Here is a 13,754-nt window from a genome sequence, read left to right on the forward strand (position 1 = left end):
CGCCCGGACCGTTCCCCCGCCCGTGGCCTGGGCAGGTCTCGCGCTGCTGATCTTTGCCGCCTGCCTGGTGGGCATCTTTGCGCGGCCCATCGGCTTTTTGTCGGCGTTCTGGCCGGCCAATGCGCTGCTGCTGGGGCTGCTGGTGCGCTACCCGCATCTGGCGCGGCCGCCCGCCTGGGTGGCGGCCGCAGTGGGCTATGTGGCGGCCGACCTGGTCACCGGCAGTGCCTGGGGCATGGCCCTGTGGCTCAATGCCGCCAACCTGCTGGGCGCCACCGCCGGTTGGCTGGTGCTGCGGGGGCTGGACGAGCGCATCCTGCGGCTGCAGCGCACCGTGGCGGCGCTATATCTGCTGCTGGCAGCACTGGCGGCCAGCGCGGTGGGTGCGCTGGCAGGCTGCGGCGCGGCACCGGTGTATTTCGACTCCCCGTGGACGGACCTGCTGTCGCTGTGGTTCAGCACCGAGCTGATGAACTACATGCTCATCGTGCCCGTGGTGCTGGCCGCACCGCGCGCGGCAGATCCTCCATCGCACACCCAGGACACCCCCCTGTTCTGGCGCGTCGCACCCGTCAGTTCGCTGGTGCTGGCCGAGGGCATCCGCACACTCATCGGCGGGCCCGGCATGCTGGCTTTTGTGGTGCCGGGGCTGCTGTGGTGTGCATTGAGCTACAGCGCCTTCACCTCCAGCCTGCTGTCGCTGGTGGTGTGCCTGTGGACCATGGCGGGTGTGGCCACGGGTGTGCTCAATTTCACGCCGGCCCATGCGGGCGATGTGTTCTCGCTGCGCGTGGGCGTCACGCTGCTGGCCCTGGGGCCCCTGGCCGTGGCCTGTGCCAGCGCGGCACGCGCCGAGGCTCTGCGGCGCCTGCACCATGCCGTGCGCCATGATGACCTGACGGGTGTGCTGGCCCGCCGCGCACTGCTCAAACAGGGCGATCGCCTGCTGGAGCGCTACCAGCGCGAATCCACCGGGCTGGCGGTGATGATGGTGGACGTGGACCACTTCAAGCAGGTCAACGACCAGCACGGACACGGCGCGGGCGACCGGCTGCTGGTCAGCATTGCGCAGACCATGGCGCTCGCACTGCGCGCCGACGACGTGCTGGGGCGCATGGGGGGCGAAGAGTTTGCCGCCGTGCTGCCCGGCGTGTCCCCCACCGAGGCCCAGGCCATTGCCGAACGGGTGCGCAGCGCCGTGGAACGGCAGGCGCTGGATGCGACTCAGGGCGGCCCTCAGCGGGCCACCGTCAGCATCGGCCTGGTGCACAGCGCCACACTGGGCGCAGAGGCCGATATGGACACCCTGCTGCTGGCCGCCGACACGGCCCTGTACCGCGCGAAGGCCGAGGGGCGCAACCGGGTGATGGTGGGCTAGGTCAAGCCCCGCCCAGACCGCTACACGGTCTGTCCTACTCCTGCGCCAGCTTCACACCCGCCCCGGTGCCGCAGGCGTGGCAGAACCGTGCAAACGCGCTCTTGCGGGTGTTGCAGTGGCCGCAGTGGTCGAACAGGCCGATGCCGCAGTGCGGGCAAAAGTCGATCTTCTCGTTCTTCAGGTCCACGGGCCGCTCGCAGCCGGGGCACACGCTTTTGGCCAGGCGGGCCAGGGCCACGTCATAGCTCAGCTCCTTGCGGCGCTCCTGGTCGGGCAGGGCCTCGGCCAGCTTCTGGCGCTCCAGGTAGCGGTTGAGCGCCTGGATGGCGTAGCGCCCCACCACGGCCGTCACGGCAATGCCCACCACGTAGCGCACGTAGCCGCCGTAGCTGGGCAGGTAGGGCACCAGCTCCACAAAGAAGGCAAACAGCGCAAAGAAGATGAAGCCCCACACAAACGGCCAGTAGGTGCTCTTGCGCTTCTTGATGAACAGCCAGCCGGCTGCGGCCAGCAGCGGCAGCGTGAGGGCCAGGCGGTACAGGAACACGCGCAGCTCGACCTTGCGGCGCTCGGCCGCGAGCTTCACGTAGCCGTCAGACTCCATCTGGTTGAGCTGCTCCTGCCGGGCGGCTGCCGCCTGCCGGGCATCGAGTGCGACCTGCTGCTGCGTCTCCACCGCCTGCTGGGCCTTGCGCTCCACCAGCTTGAGGGCATCGAGCGCCTGGGTACGCGCGATCACCTCAGGGTCCTGGTCGGCGCGCTGTGTAGCGCTGCGCGTGGACAGCCAGTTGTTGAAGCTCTCTCGCTCGGCCTGCACCTCGCTGCGCACCTTGCTGCGCTGCAGCTGGGCCTGCTCCAGCGCGGTCTGCGCGTCCTGTTCGGCCTGGCGCGCCGTTTTGACCTCGGCACGCAGCCTGTCGGCTGCGGCCTTGTCCAGAAAGTCGTCCACCCGCAGCGGGGTCTCGACCTTGGGCAGATCGCCCACGATGGTGCCACCCAGCCCGATGAGGAAACTGGCAAACACCAGCGCCACCAGCCACAGGCCACGGCGGAACCATTTCTCGGACAGTCTCAGGGACTTGCTCATGTTCTTCTCCTCGGTGGCGCTGTGCGCCGGGTTGGGTGCGCTCGGTAGCGCACCGGCAAATGCTCTTCTTTTTATAGCGGCTAGCGCATATATTGATTGCGCCTGCTGGCATTTTGATTCAATTTTTGATTGCCAGCACCACGGGGGCGGCTGCCAGCTGCGTACGCTGCATCCAGGCCAGGACTGAATCGACGGTCACGGTCTCGATGCGGTCCGAGAACCGTTTTTCGTTGGGATGGTCGTCAAACGCAATGTTGGCCGAGCCGACCCGCCCGCCCATGCGCGTGAGCGGCCCGAGCTTGAGCGTGGTGGGCTCGTAGCCCTTGAACTGCAGCCAGGCCTGGGCCTGGTCGCGCGAGCGCACGGTGGCGGGCTCCATGGCCATCGCCAGGGTCTCCAGCGCCCACTGGTTGGACTGCTGGTATTTGCGGCCCCACGCGTAGCTGACCATGCTGTAGGGTGGGTGCTGCAGCGTCTTGGTACGGCCCTTGTCCAGCAGCGCGGCCAGCAGTCGCTGCTGCACCTCGGGCGTGGGCACAGCGTAGACGGCTTCGTAGCGCCACAGGTCGTCCAGGAAGAATTCCCCCAGGCCCTGGCGGTACAGGTGCCCCACGGCCGTGCCACATTCGTTGAGCTTGTGGGCCACGCGCCAGGGGCCTTCAGCCGTCTTGTAGGCCCAGCCCATGTGCGAGTAGCGCAGGCCGTATTTGCTCAGGTCCTGCCCCGCACGGGCCAGCGCCACCACCTGTGCACCCGACCTGGCGTGCTCGGCGTCGAGCGCGGCCGAGGTCTGCTCGGCCAGCTTCATGCCCCGCTCGATCACCAGCGGCGGCACGGGCTTGCGCGATTCGCACGAGCGGCCCGCCTGGGCCGGGGTGGTTGCCGCAATCGCGACAACAGCTGTCAGTACCGCGATTCCATGGCCTATGAAACTGGCGTGACCTAAGCGAGGGATGCCAAGCAAGGGCCGCCCCGCAGCGAGGGCATCGTCCCCCTTCCCGGAGCGCGCAGCGTGAAGAGAGAAGGGGGAAGCCGCGTCGCGGCTCAGGGGGTTGTACTTCATATTCACAGACGCTCGTTGTGCAGAAGCGCACGGCCGATGGCGTTGGGCACAAAGGCAATGGTCTCGCCCGCCGCCGACAGAATCACGCCCGTGCCGATCACGCTGCAGGTGACCACCGTGCCCACGGCATAGGCCGAGCCCGCCACACCACGGCCGACCACCTCCACACTCACCTGCGCACCGTCCGAGGCACGCTCCAGCAGGTACACCGTGCCCACGGCCGAGGCCTCCACCGCCCGCACCGTCAGCACCGCGCCGCCCACCGACAACGCCGCCGGCACCGTCACCACCGCCCCGGCGGCCGCCGAGGCCACCGACGCCGTGCCCACCACCGAGGCCACGGGCAACATCGACAGCGCGGCAGAAGCCTCGCTCTGCGCCCGGGCCGGCGCAGCAGCCACCAGGGCCGCACACACCACACCGGCGGCCAGCAGAGCGCGGGGCAGGCGAGCGGCAGAGCCCCACGAAGAAAACATGGCATTCATCATCATTCACTCCTCAGGGTACGGCCCGCCCACACCCAAGATGCGGAGCAGACCGGGTCGAAAGACCAGAAAGAACCAGAAAGAAATTCGTCCAGAAGGGCGGCTGCTTGCCGCCTGTGCACACCGGGTGCGATCAGTTCACGCTGCTGTTCTGGGCAGCGGCCTGGGCGGCTTCGCGGCGGCCTTGCAGGCGGGCGTCGAGCAGGTCGGCCTCATGGCGGTCGCGCAGCATCTTGGCCAGCGTGAAGGCGGTGGTGATCAGGTACAGCCAGCTCACGCCCAGAAACGCCTTGTAGGTCACGTTGATGTCCATGCTCAGCAGGCCCCAGCCCGTGAGGCCCATGGCCACCGCAAAGCCCCCCCACACCACCAGCTTCCACATGGGGGTGTCACCACCGCCACGGCGCGAGGCGCTTTCGTTGTCCCGCACAAACTTGGCCAGCACAAACGCGGCCGAGAGGCAGAACACGTAGCCCATCACCATGAACGCCTGCTCCAGCTGCTCGCCCGGCAGCCACGCCAGACCCACGGCGCACAGAAAAACCGCGATGCCGAACGAGACCCACACCTGCAGCTGCCAGGCCTTGGTGTCACGCTGAACAACGATGGGAGAAGAAGACATTGCTGTGGTGCCCTGAAGGGCGTTGGTTGAACACGGAACGAATGGTGCCCAGACGTAACTTGCGTGTCTGCATTGAACCGTAACAGTGGCCACCCGCAGGCTATCCGGTATCGTTTTACGGTACTTTTTCTCAGAAAATTCGGTGCAATCCGTTGTTCAGGCCCTACGCGGCCCTCGCCACGCACCTGCGCGACAGAGTCAGCAGGCACGGCCACAGAGAATGGCGGCCTCTCCGGGCAAGGCAACTTCTGCCCGCCCCCGGACCTTGTACTTCTGACGGACGGAGCCCCCACCATGACCAAACCTTTTGACCTCGTCGTCCACGGCGCCACCGGCTTCACCGGCCGCCTGGTGGTCGAATATCTGCTGCAACGCTACCCCGCCGGCAGCGGCCTGCGCTGGGCCATGGGGGGCCGCAATGCCGACAAACTCGCCGCCGTGCGCGACGAAGTGGGCGCCCCCGCCGACACCCCACTGGTCGTGACCGACACCAGCGACCCCGCCAGCCTGCAGGCGCTGATGGACGCCACGCGCCTGGTGCTGACCACCGTAGGCCCCTACCAGCTGTATGGCAACGAACTGGTGGCCGCCTGCGCCAAGGCCGGGGTGGACTATGTGGACCTGTGCGGCGAGCCCGCCTGGATGCGCCAGATGATCGACGCGCATGAAGCCGCCGCCAAGGCCAGCGGCGCGCGCATCGTGTTCTCGTGCGGGTTCGACTCGATCCCGTTCGACCTGGGCGTGTTCCTGCTGCAAAAGGAATTCCGCCACCGCTTCGGCCACCCCGCACCCCGCGTGCGCGGCCGGGTGCGCAAGATGAAGGGCACTTTCTCAGGTGGCACCGCCGCCAGCCTCAAGGCCACCATGGCGGCCGCTGCCACCCAGCCCGGTGTGCTGGACCTGCTGAAAAACCCCTTCTCGCTCACCCCCGGGTTTGAAGGTCCGCGCCAGCCTTCGGGCAACAAGCCCATGGTGGACGAGGCTTTGGGCGATGGCGTCTGGGTCGCGCCGTTCGTGATGGCGGCCATCAACACGCGCAACGTGCACCGCTCCAACTTCCTGCTGCAGCACGCCTACGGCACCGACTTTGTCTACGACGAAATGCTCATCACCGGCCCCGGCGAAAAGGGCGAGGCCATCGCCAACGCGGTGGCGGGCGACAAGTCGCTGGGTTCGGACCAAGGCCCCAAGCCGGGCGAAGGCCCTTCGCGCGAGGAACGCGAGAACGGCTTTTATGACGTGCTGTTTTTGGGCACCGACGCCGCAGGCAACACCCTGCGCGTGGGCGTGAAGGGCGACCGTGACCCCGGCTACGGCTCCACCTCCAAGATGATCACCGAAGCGGCGGTATGCCTGCTGCAGGAAGCCACGGAAACACCTGGCGGCATCTGGACCACGGCCCCAGCGATGGGCGACCGGCTCATCGCGCGGCTGCAGGCGAATGCGGGCCTGGACTTCGCGGTCGAGACGCCCTGAACGCGCCGCAGGCCGACGCCAGCATCGGCTGAGGCCTGAGGGCGCGTCACGGGAGCGCTGCAGCACACGGCACCGCCCACCAGTCCGGCGCCTGCCCCGCAGCGCGTCCCGTGGCGCGCCCTTTTTTGTCGCCCCCTACTTCACGCCCCAACCGCCCTGCAGCCCGCCCAGCACGCGTGTGACCAGGGACTGCAGCGAGCCGTCGTTCTGAAAACCGACAGCCTCCGCGCGGGGCGTGTGCAAGGCGGGCAGGCGGCCGAACAGCGTCTCGATGTGGGCGTCGGGCGCATACCGAATCCACTCGGCCGGATCGGCATGCACCGCGCGGGCAATGGCCTGCACGACCTCTTCCACCGACGCGCGCAGCACCGGGGGTTGCCAGCACCGTTCGGCCGGCAGGCCCTCTGCGGGCAAGCGTGCGGCATGCACCAGGTTATCCAGGCAGCACCCCAGCGACATCCACCATGCCGTGGCCTGCGGCGACACGGGGCACATGTACGCCTGCCGCGCCCGCAGGGCATGGAAGATCTGGCTCATGAATGCGGAGCCATGGCCCGTTTCTGCCGGGGGCCGCGCCACGATGCCAGGCAACCGGAGGCTACGGCCATCGATATCGCCGCGCCGGCTGTAGTCCGCCACCAGCAATTCCACCATCCACTTGTGCATCCCGTAGCTGAGCGTGGGCTGCGGCCACTGGCCCTCATCGACCGCCTGGGCGCCCAGCGCGCCATACACCGCCACCGAGCTGGCGAACACCAGCCGTGGGACGGGCGCCCGGCCTGCGCGCACCGGGCGGGCCAGCCCTTCGCACAAGGCCACGGTATCCAGCAAATTCGCCTGCACGCCCAGCGCAGGCTCACGCTCGGCCAGCGATCCCGGGACACTGGCCAGGTGGAATACGCAGTCGGGCGGATCGTCTTCCAGGGCTTCGAACAAAGCGCGATCGGCAAAGCTACCGATGTGCCATTGCACGCCCGGCGCGCAAGATGCAACCGGCCCGACGCGGTCCACCAGCGTCAATCGCAAGGGCGTACCGGGCACGAGTGGGGCGGACTGCAACCGCTCGGCCAGGGCGGAACCAATGAACCCGCCGGCACCGGTGACAACCACATGCATCAGCGTGCCCCCGTGCCTGCAGCCACCACGCGCTGGTGCACCACACCAAAAGGCCCCTCACGACCATCGGGCCAGCGCGCCTGCATGCGCACGGTATCGCCGTAGCGCATGAACGGCGTCTTGGCAGCGCCCTCGTCCAGGATCTCGATCACACGCCGCTCAGCCAGGCAGGCTGAGCCTGCATCGCGGACCTGGTTGGACACGGTTCCCGAACCGATGATGGTGCCTGCCGTGAGCCGCCGTGTGCGGGCGGCGTGGGCAATGAGCTGGCCAAAGCTGAAATTCATTTCGCCGCCATGCGGGTGGCCAAACCATTGGCCGTTGGAATCCACATGCAGCCGCAGATGCACCCGCCCGCCCTGCCAGGCATCGCCCAGCTCGTCGGGGGTGACTGCCAGCGGTGCAAAGCTGGTGGAAGGCTTGGCTTGCAAGAAACCAAAGCCCGTCTTCATTTCGTGCGGGCCCAGCGCGCGCAGGCTCCAGTCGTTGATCTGGACGACCAAGCGCACGCAGTTCAATGCCGCTTCGGCCGTCACGCCCATGGGCACGGGGCCACAGACGACGCCGAACTCGCCTTCGAAATCGATGCCGTCGGCCTCACTGGGCATCGGTACGTCATCGTGCGGGCCCAGAAAGTCGTCACTCGCGCCCTGGTACATGACAGGGATCGTGTCGAAATGCGGAATGGGCGGCGTGTTGAAGGCGCGCTCCATCAAGCGGCCATGGTTGAGGAACGCCGACGCATCCAGCCACTGCGGGCTGCGCGGCAAAGGGGCGCTGCATGCGGCGGGATCGAACGCAAAGCTGCCGGTTGCCGTGCCCGCCTCCAGCGCAGCAGCGCGCTCGCGCAGGGCGGGCTCTACAGCATCCCAGTTCTGCAAGGCTGCCAGCAAGCTGGTCGCTATCGGGGCGGTTTCGACGGCCTGCAAGCCAGTGGAAGAAACCAGTACCAGGCGGCCGTCCAGGCTGCCGTCTTTCAGAGTTGCAAATCGCATCGCCAGTCCCATCAGGAAGAATCAAGAAGAAGGGGTTTCCAATCGCAGCCCTGCCGCCCGGATCACGCGGGCATAGCGGTCGGTCTCTGCCGTCAGAAATGCGCCGAACTCGCGTGCACTTTGGGTGGGGGCATCGGCACTGCCCAGCAGGGCCAGCTTTTCGCGCTGCTCGGGCTGGGCCAGGATGCGAACGCATTCGGCATTGAGCCGCGCGATGGCCTCGGTGGGAAGGGCTGCAGGCGCCAACAAGCCAAACCAGCCCGTGACCTGAAAGCCCGCCAGGCCCGGCGTTTCGGCCACGGTGGGCAGATCGGAGGGCAAGGCAGGCGAGCGCTGCGCGCCGGTCTGCGCCAGCAGGCGAATGCGCCCGTCCTTGACCATGGGGGCCACGGCCAGGGCGCTGTTGAACATGAGGTTCACCTGCCCGGCCGCCAGATCATTGAGGGCGGGCGCAGCGCCTTTGTAGGGCACGTGCAGCAACTGCACTCCGGCCTGCTGCGCCAGCATCTCGCCCGCCAGGTGCAGCACATTGCCGACCCCGGCCGATGCGTAGCTGACCTGCCCAGGCTTTCGCCGGGCAAGGTCCATCAGGTCGGAAAGACTGCGCACCGGCAGGGCTGCAGGCACGGCAATCACCATAGGCCCGGGGCTGGCCACCAGGGCTACGGGGGCAAAGTCGCGCTGCGTGTCATACGGCAGCCGGGGGTAAAGGCTGCCGTTGATGGCGTGAGCGGCGCTGACCCACAGCAGCGAATGCCCGTCGGTGCTGCGGGCTACGGACTCCGAGGCAATGATGCCGTTGGCACCCGCGCGCGACTCCACCACCACCGGGCTGCCCAGGGCCAGGCCCAGCTTGTCGGCCAGCAGGCGGGCCACCAGGTCCGAACTGCCTCCGGCCGCGAACGGCAGGACGATGCGCAACGGCCGTGAGGGCCAGGTGGCTGCCCAGGTGCTCATGGGCAGCGCCAAGGCACTGGCCAGCAGGGTTCTTCGGTTCAGTATGCCGTGCATGGTTTCAACTCCCATCGCTGATGGTGGTGCCGCCGTCGACCACCAGGTTGTGTCCGGTCACAAAGGCCCCGGCGGGGCTGGCCAGCATGGCGACCACGCCAGCCACTTCCTCGGGTTCTCCGGCGCGCCGCAGCGGCGTGGCCTGGATGCGCCGCGCCATGAAGGCGTCGTCGGCCATGAGCCGCTCAGCCAGCGGCGTGCGGATGAGGCCGGGCGATACGGCGTTGACCCGTACGCCCATGGGCCCCCATTCCACAGCCAGGTTGCGCGCCAACTGGGCCAGCGCCGCCTTGGTCAGCCCGTACAGGCCCATCGACCGGTTGCCGCGCAGGCCCGCGATGCTGGAGATGAGCACCGCGCTGCCGCCGCCCCGCGCTGCCATGCCAGGCAGCACCAAGGCACACAGCCGCGCTGCGGCGCACAGGTTGATGTCAAACACCTGCTGCCAGTCTGCATCGCTGGCATTGGCCAAAGGCCCCGCAGGCCCCTGGATACCGGCATTGCAGACAAGGATGTCCAGCGGCCCGGCGCGCTCCACCAGCGCAGCGATGGCCGCAGGCACCGCCATGTCGGCAGCGATACCGATGGCGTTGGGCAACGACGCAGCGACCTGCTCACAGGCCAGCGCATCGCGGTCAGAGACCACCACCCGGGCGCCCTGCTCGGCCAGGGTGCGCGCAATCGCCAGACCCAGGCCCTGGGTGGCCCCCGTAACCAGGGCGGTGCGACCCTGCAGATCAAAGAGACTCATTCGACCTTGATCCCGGCTTGGCGAATGGCCAAGCCCCATCGCTGCGATTCGCTCTGGATGAACTCGCCAAATGCAGCGGGCGCCAGCGGTGCAGGCTCCAGGCCCAGCGGGCGAAAACGGCCCAGCACCTCGGGCGACTCCAGCGCGGCCACCACCGCCTTGTGCAGCACTTCGACCACCGGCGCTGGCGTGCCCGCGCGCACCATCACACCGTTCCAGCCCGGAGTGTCGAGGTCCGCATGCCCGGCTTCGGTCAGCGTGGGCACCTGGGGCAGCACCTGCAGGCGCTGTTCGCTGCCCACGCTGACCAGCGCCCGCAGCTTGCCTTCGCGCACCAGCGGCAGGCTCGATGCCACCACATCGCACATGAAGTCCAGGCGCCCTGCCATCAGGTCCTGCAGCGCGGGCGCTGCGCCCTGGTAGGGCACATGGGTCATGCGCGAGCGTGTCTTGATGCGCAGTTGTTCGGTCCACACATGCGGCTGACTGCCCTGCCCATATGAGCCGTAGTTGAGGCCATCGCCTGCAGCCGCCGCGCGCAGCAAGTCGGCCAGGGACTGGAACGGGCTGCCCGCTGGCACGACCACGACCAGTGGCGACTTGAACAATCGCGTCAGGGGCGCAAAGTCCTTGAGGGGGCTGAAGCTCAGTTTGGCATACAGCGCCGGGTACATGGCCAGCGGGCCGATGTCTGCGTACAGCAAGGTGTGGCCGTCGGCGGGTTGCTGCTTGACGTATTGGGCCGCCAGTTGCGCGGCACCTCCGGGCTTGTTTTCCACGACCACGGCTTGCTGCATGCGCTCTCCCAGCTTCTGCACCAGCAGGCGCGACATCGCGTCGCCAAAGCCCCCGGCCGGGTAAGGTACCACCCAGCTCAAAGGGCGCGCGGGATACGGGGCCTGCGCCCACGCCCAGGGGACCACCGCTGCGGACGCTGCAGCGCCCAGCCATTGACGGCGCGTGCTCATGGCTGCTCCTTGGCAGGTGCGGCCACTGACTCATCAAAGCGCCCGTCCACCAGCACAAACAGCATGCGGCACGGCGCGCCCGAACGGTTGGCCCATGCGTGGTTGGTACCCCGCTGCACCACCACGCTGCCGGGGCGCAGTGGCACTTCGCCTTCGTCCAGCACCAGCGTCAGTTCGCCTTCAATCACCACGCCGTAGTCCACCGATTCGGTACGGTGCATCAGCGGGTGGGGGGAGTCGGTTTTCACCGTGGAGGCGGCCGCATCGCCAATCTGGCTGAAGGCGTCATGCATGCGCTCGGCACCCCGTGCGAGGAACTCGGGCGTATCGGGCGGAATGTCCACGAACCGGATGCGCGTGCCACCCTGCGGGGGCGGCAGCACCAGCGGACCGAGCGTAGGGTCCGGGCCGTTGTCCACGACGGCGGGCGATTGCAATGTGCTCCAGACCTCATGGAACACCGTACCGGGAATGGCCGCAATCTCGACCACGGTGGGCAGCGGCCCCTGGCTGGCGACCACGGCCCGGCCTTGAGTGTTGTGGCCCGTGACCACGCGGTGGATGGATGGAAAACCCATAAACGGACTCCTCAGTCTTCAAAAATGGCGACCGCGCGCGTCCAGCCTGCCGAGGCACCGCGGATCTTGTGGGGGAAGCAGCTGATCGTGAACCCCGTGGTCGGCAGCGCCTCCAGGTTGTGCAACTTCTCAAGATGGCAGTAGCCGATGTCGCGGCCCGCCTTGTGGCCCTCCCAGATCAGGGCCTTGTTGCCTGTCTCGGCCACGCGCTGGGCGGTGTACGAAAACGGCGCATCCCAGCTCCAGGCATCGGTGCCCGTGAGGCGCACACCGCGCTCCAGCAGGTACATCGTCGCTTCGTAGCCCATGCCACACCCCGCGCCCAGGTAGTCCTTGTGCCCGTAGCGCGACCCAGCGCGGGTGTTGACCACCACGATGTCGAGCGGCTGCAGCGTGTGGCCGATGCGGGCCAGCTCGGCCTGCACATCGGCGGCGGTGGCGACGTAGCCATCGGGCAGGTGGCGAAAGTCCAGCTTCACACCCGGCTGAAAGCACCATTCCAGCGGCACCTCGTCAATGGTGATGGAGGGACGGGCTCCGCCGTTCTTCGCGTCCTGCGTGGAGTGGAAGTGCCACGGCGCATCCAGGTGCGTTCCATTGTGCGTGGTCAGCGTCACCCATTCGGCGGCAGCTGCTTCGCCATCCGGGTAGTCCTCAGGCCGGGTGCCCGGGATCATGGCCATGAACTCGGGCAGCGTGTCGGCGTGCTTCTGGTATGTGATCTTGGGCGCCAGGGGAGGCGGGTCGGACAGGACATCGTTTTCCAGATAGATGGAAAGGTCCACGAAGCGGCGTTGGGGTTTGGTCATGGCAGGGGGTACACAGCTCACTCGGGCACCACACCCACGGTGCGGGCGAGGGCCTGGTGAATCTGGATTTCGGATTGGTAGAACTTGTCGAGGGCGGCCAGTGACAGAGGCTCCTGGGGCTCGGTGCCATTGGCGCGCAGAAAGCTCTGGACCTCGGTGTCGCGCAGGGCCACACCGAAGGCCTGGTGCAGGCGATGCACCGCCGCATCGGGGGTATGACGCGCCACCAGCAGTGCGCCCCAGGCGGTGTATTCAAAGCCTTTGAGTGCTGCAGACTGCTGGCTCAAGGGCGCGACGTGCGGCAGCAGCGCAGGCGCTTTGGCGGCGGTGCTGCCGAAGGCGCGCAGCTTGCCCGTCTCCAGCATGTTCAGCGCTGCGCCGCCCAGCGGCACAAAGGACAGATCGATCTGATTGCCCATGAGGTCTTGCACGACCGGTGGCACACCCCGGTACGGCACATGCACCAGCGGCACGCCACACAGGCGCGCCCACTGCGTCCCCATCAGGTGGATCATCGAACCTTGACCGATGTGCCCAAAGGTCAGCGGCTTGCCTGCGGCCGCCGCTTGCCGCGCCATATCCAGCAACTGTGCATGGGTGGTGGCGGGCATGTCGGCCCGGCCTGCCAGCACGTAGCTGGTCCGCCCCAGTGTGCCAATGGCGCGCATCTGCTCGGGCTTGTAGCGCGCGCTGGCCAGTGACAAGGGAGTGAGGATGGGCTCGGTCTGCGACGCAACGACCAGCGTTGCACCATCGGCTGGCGCGTTCAGCATGCGCTGCACACCGATGGAGCCCCCAGCGCCCGGCAGGTTCTCGATGACGATGGTCTGGCCCAGTTCGCGCTGCATCACTGTCTGGAGCTTTCGGGCGAACACGTCGCTGGGGTTGCCCGCAGGCTGGGGAACGATGAAGGTGATGTGCCGCCCCGACTGAGCGCGGACCCACGGCGCAGCCATGCCTGCTGCCGCCGCCACCAGACAGGCGCGGCGGCTGAGCCGAGTCTGCTGGGTCTGCACTGAGGAAAAAGGCGTGCTCATGCCATGCCTTTCACTGCGACTGCAGTACCCGGAGCACGATGAATGCGTGCAAATGCATAGACCGCCACTGCATCAATCACCAAGGCGGCCACCCCCAAGCTGCCATAGCCCCAGGCCTTGACCAGGGTGCCACCGAGGATGGGACCAATGGCCGCACCAAACATCAGCATGGCAGGAGTCGCGGCCAGCGCACGGCCACTGGGGTCCAGCCGCGCCAGCACGCCAAAGGCAAAGGTGTGCGTGAAGATCATCACGGCCGCAAACACGGCGGCGGCCGCCGCATAGGGTGCAAACACGGGCGAGTTCATGATCACCACCACCAGAAAAGCCTGCAGCGCAGGTCCCGCCAGCAGCACGTTGCGGGCTGCCCAGCGCTTT

14 protein-coding genes and 1 pseudogene are annotated in these 13,754 nt (G+C 67.6%); 2 read left to right on the forward strand and 13 right to left on the reverse strand.

Features of this window, described 5'->3' with window-relative positions:
- Window positions 1–1,378: diguanylate cyclase (locus DBR23_RS25835; protein WP_108499994.1), on the forward strand; the 1,378-nt coding region annotated here is incomplete at its 5' end.
- A gap of 34 nt (window positions 1,379–1,412) precedes the next feature.
- Here DBR23_RS25835 and DBR23_RS25840 read toward each other — a convergent pair.
- From DBR23_RS25840 to DBR23_RS25855, 4 genes are all read right to left on the reverse strand, one after another.
- Window positions 1,413–2,465 carry a zinc ribbon domain-containing protein gene (locus DBR23_RS25840; RefSeq protein ID WP_108499995.1) on the reverse strand — a complete coding sequence of 351 codons (1,053 nt, stop codon included), beginning with the start codon at window positions 2,463–2,465 and terminating at the stop codon, window positions 1,413–1,415.
- Window positions 2,466–2,583: 118 nt separating this feature from the next.
- The gene (locus DBR23_RS25845; RefSeq protein ID WP_233250751.1) at window positions 2,584–3,528 is read right to left on the reverse strand and encodes a DUF2145 domain-containing protein; all 945 of its coding nucleotides are present in this window, start codon (window positions 3,526–3,528) and stop codon (window positions 2,584–2,586) included.
- 2 nt (window positions 3,529–3,530) lie between these two features.
- Entirely contained in the window at window positions 3,531–4,004 is a 474-nt protein-coding gene (locus DBR23_RS25850; protein ID WP_108500004.1) for a hypothetical protein, read from the reverse strand.
- Between the two features lie 142 nt (window positions 4,005–4,146).
- Window positions 4,147–4,635 carry a YiaA/YiaB family inner membrane protein gene (locus DBR23_RS25855; protein WP_056065512.1) on the reverse strand — a complete coding sequence of 163 codons (489 nt, stop codon included), beginning with the start codon at window positions 4,633–4,635 and terminating at the stop codon, window positions 4,147–4,149.
- A 294-nt stretch (window positions 4,636–4,929) separates the two neighbouring features.
- Between DBR23_RS25855 and DBR23_RS25860 the strand changes: the two genes are divergently transcribed.
- The gene (locus DBR23_RS25860; RefSeq protein ID WP_108499996.1) at window positions 4,930–6,111 is read left to right on the forward strand and encodes a trans-acting enoyl reductase family protein; all 1,182 of its coding nucleotides are present in this window, start codon (window positions 4,930–4,932) and stop codon (window positions 6,109–6,111) included.
- Window positions 6,112–6,246: 135 nt separating this feature from the next.
- Here the strand turns inward: DBR23_RS25860 and DBR23_RS25865 are convergent, their stop codons facing one another.
- From DBR23_RS25865 to DBR23_RS30070, 9 genes and pseudogenes are all read right to left on the reverse strand, one after another.
- Window positions 6,247–7,227, reverse strand: a complete 981-nt coding sequence (locus DBR23_RS25865; protein ID WP_108499997.1) for an NAD-dependent epimerase/dehydratase family protein — start codon at window positions 7,225–7,227, stop codon at window positions 6,247–6,249.
- Complete coding sequence (locus tag DBR23_RS25870; protein WP_108500005.1) at window positions 7,227–8,222, reverse strand: fumarylacetoacetate hydrolase family protein; 996 nt, start codon at window positions 8,220–8,222, stop codon at window positions 7,227–7,229. Before DBR23_RS25870 ends, DBR23_RS25865 begins: the two co-directional genes overlap by 1 nt.
- A gap of 21 nt (window positions 8,223–8,243) precedes the next feature.
- Window positions 8,244–9,233, reverse strand: a complete 990-nt coding sequence (locus DBR23_RS25875) for a tripartite tricarboxylate transporter substrate binding protein (RefSeq protein WP_158276497.1) — start codon at window positions 9,231–9,233, stop codon at window positions 8,244–8,246.
- Between the two features lie 4 nt (window positions 9,234–9,237).
- Window positions 9,238–9,984, reverse strand: a complete 747-nt coding sequence (locus DBR23_RS25880; protein ID WP_099729127.1) for an SDR family NAD(P)-dependent oxidoreductase — start codon at window positions 9,982–9,984, stop codon at window positions 9,238–9,240.
- Window positions 9,981–10,952: a tripartite tricarboxylate transporter substrate binding protein gene (locus tag DBR23_RS25885; protein ID WP_108499999.1), complete on the reverse strand. Its 972-nt coding sequence runs from the start codon at window positions 10,950–10,952 to the stop codon at window positions 9,981–9,983. The genes DBR23_RS25880 and DBR23_RS25885 overlap by 4 nt, the downstream gene beginning before the upstream one ends.
- Entirely contained in the window at window positions 10,949–11,530 is a 582-nt protein-coding gene (locus DBR23_RS25890) for a cupin domain-containing protein (protein WP_108500000.1), read from the reverse strand. Before DBR23_RS25890 ends, DBR23_RS25885 begins: the two co-directional genes overlap by 4 nt.
- 11 nt (window positions 11,531–11,541) lie before the next feature.
- Window positions 11,542–12,339: a cyclase family protein gene (locus DBR23_RS25895; RefSeq protein ID WP_108500001.1), complete on the reverse strand. Its 798-nt coding sequence runs from the start codon at window positions 12,337–12,339 to the stop codon at window positions 11,542–11,544.
- Between the two features lie 17 nt (window positions 12,340–12,356).
- Complete coding sequence (locus DBR23_RS25900) at window positions 12,357–13,376, reverse strand: tripartite tricarboxylate transporter substrate binding protein (protein ID WP_108500002.1); 1,020 nt, start codon at window positions 13,374–13,376, stop codon at window positions 12,357–12,359.
- A pseudogene (locus tag DBR23_RS30070) lies at window positions 13,373–13,754 on the reverse strand (MFS transporter); the annotation flags it as partial. The pseudogene DBR23_RS30070 and the gene DBR23_RS25900, both read right to left, overlap by 4 nt.

It is taken from the genome of Acidovorax sp. HMWF018, assembly GCF_003061035.1.
In the GTDB taxonomy this organism is placed as follows: domain Bacteria; phylum Pseudomonadota; class Gammaproteobacteria; order Burkholderiales; family Burkholderiaceae_C; genus Acidovorax; species Acidovorax delafieldii.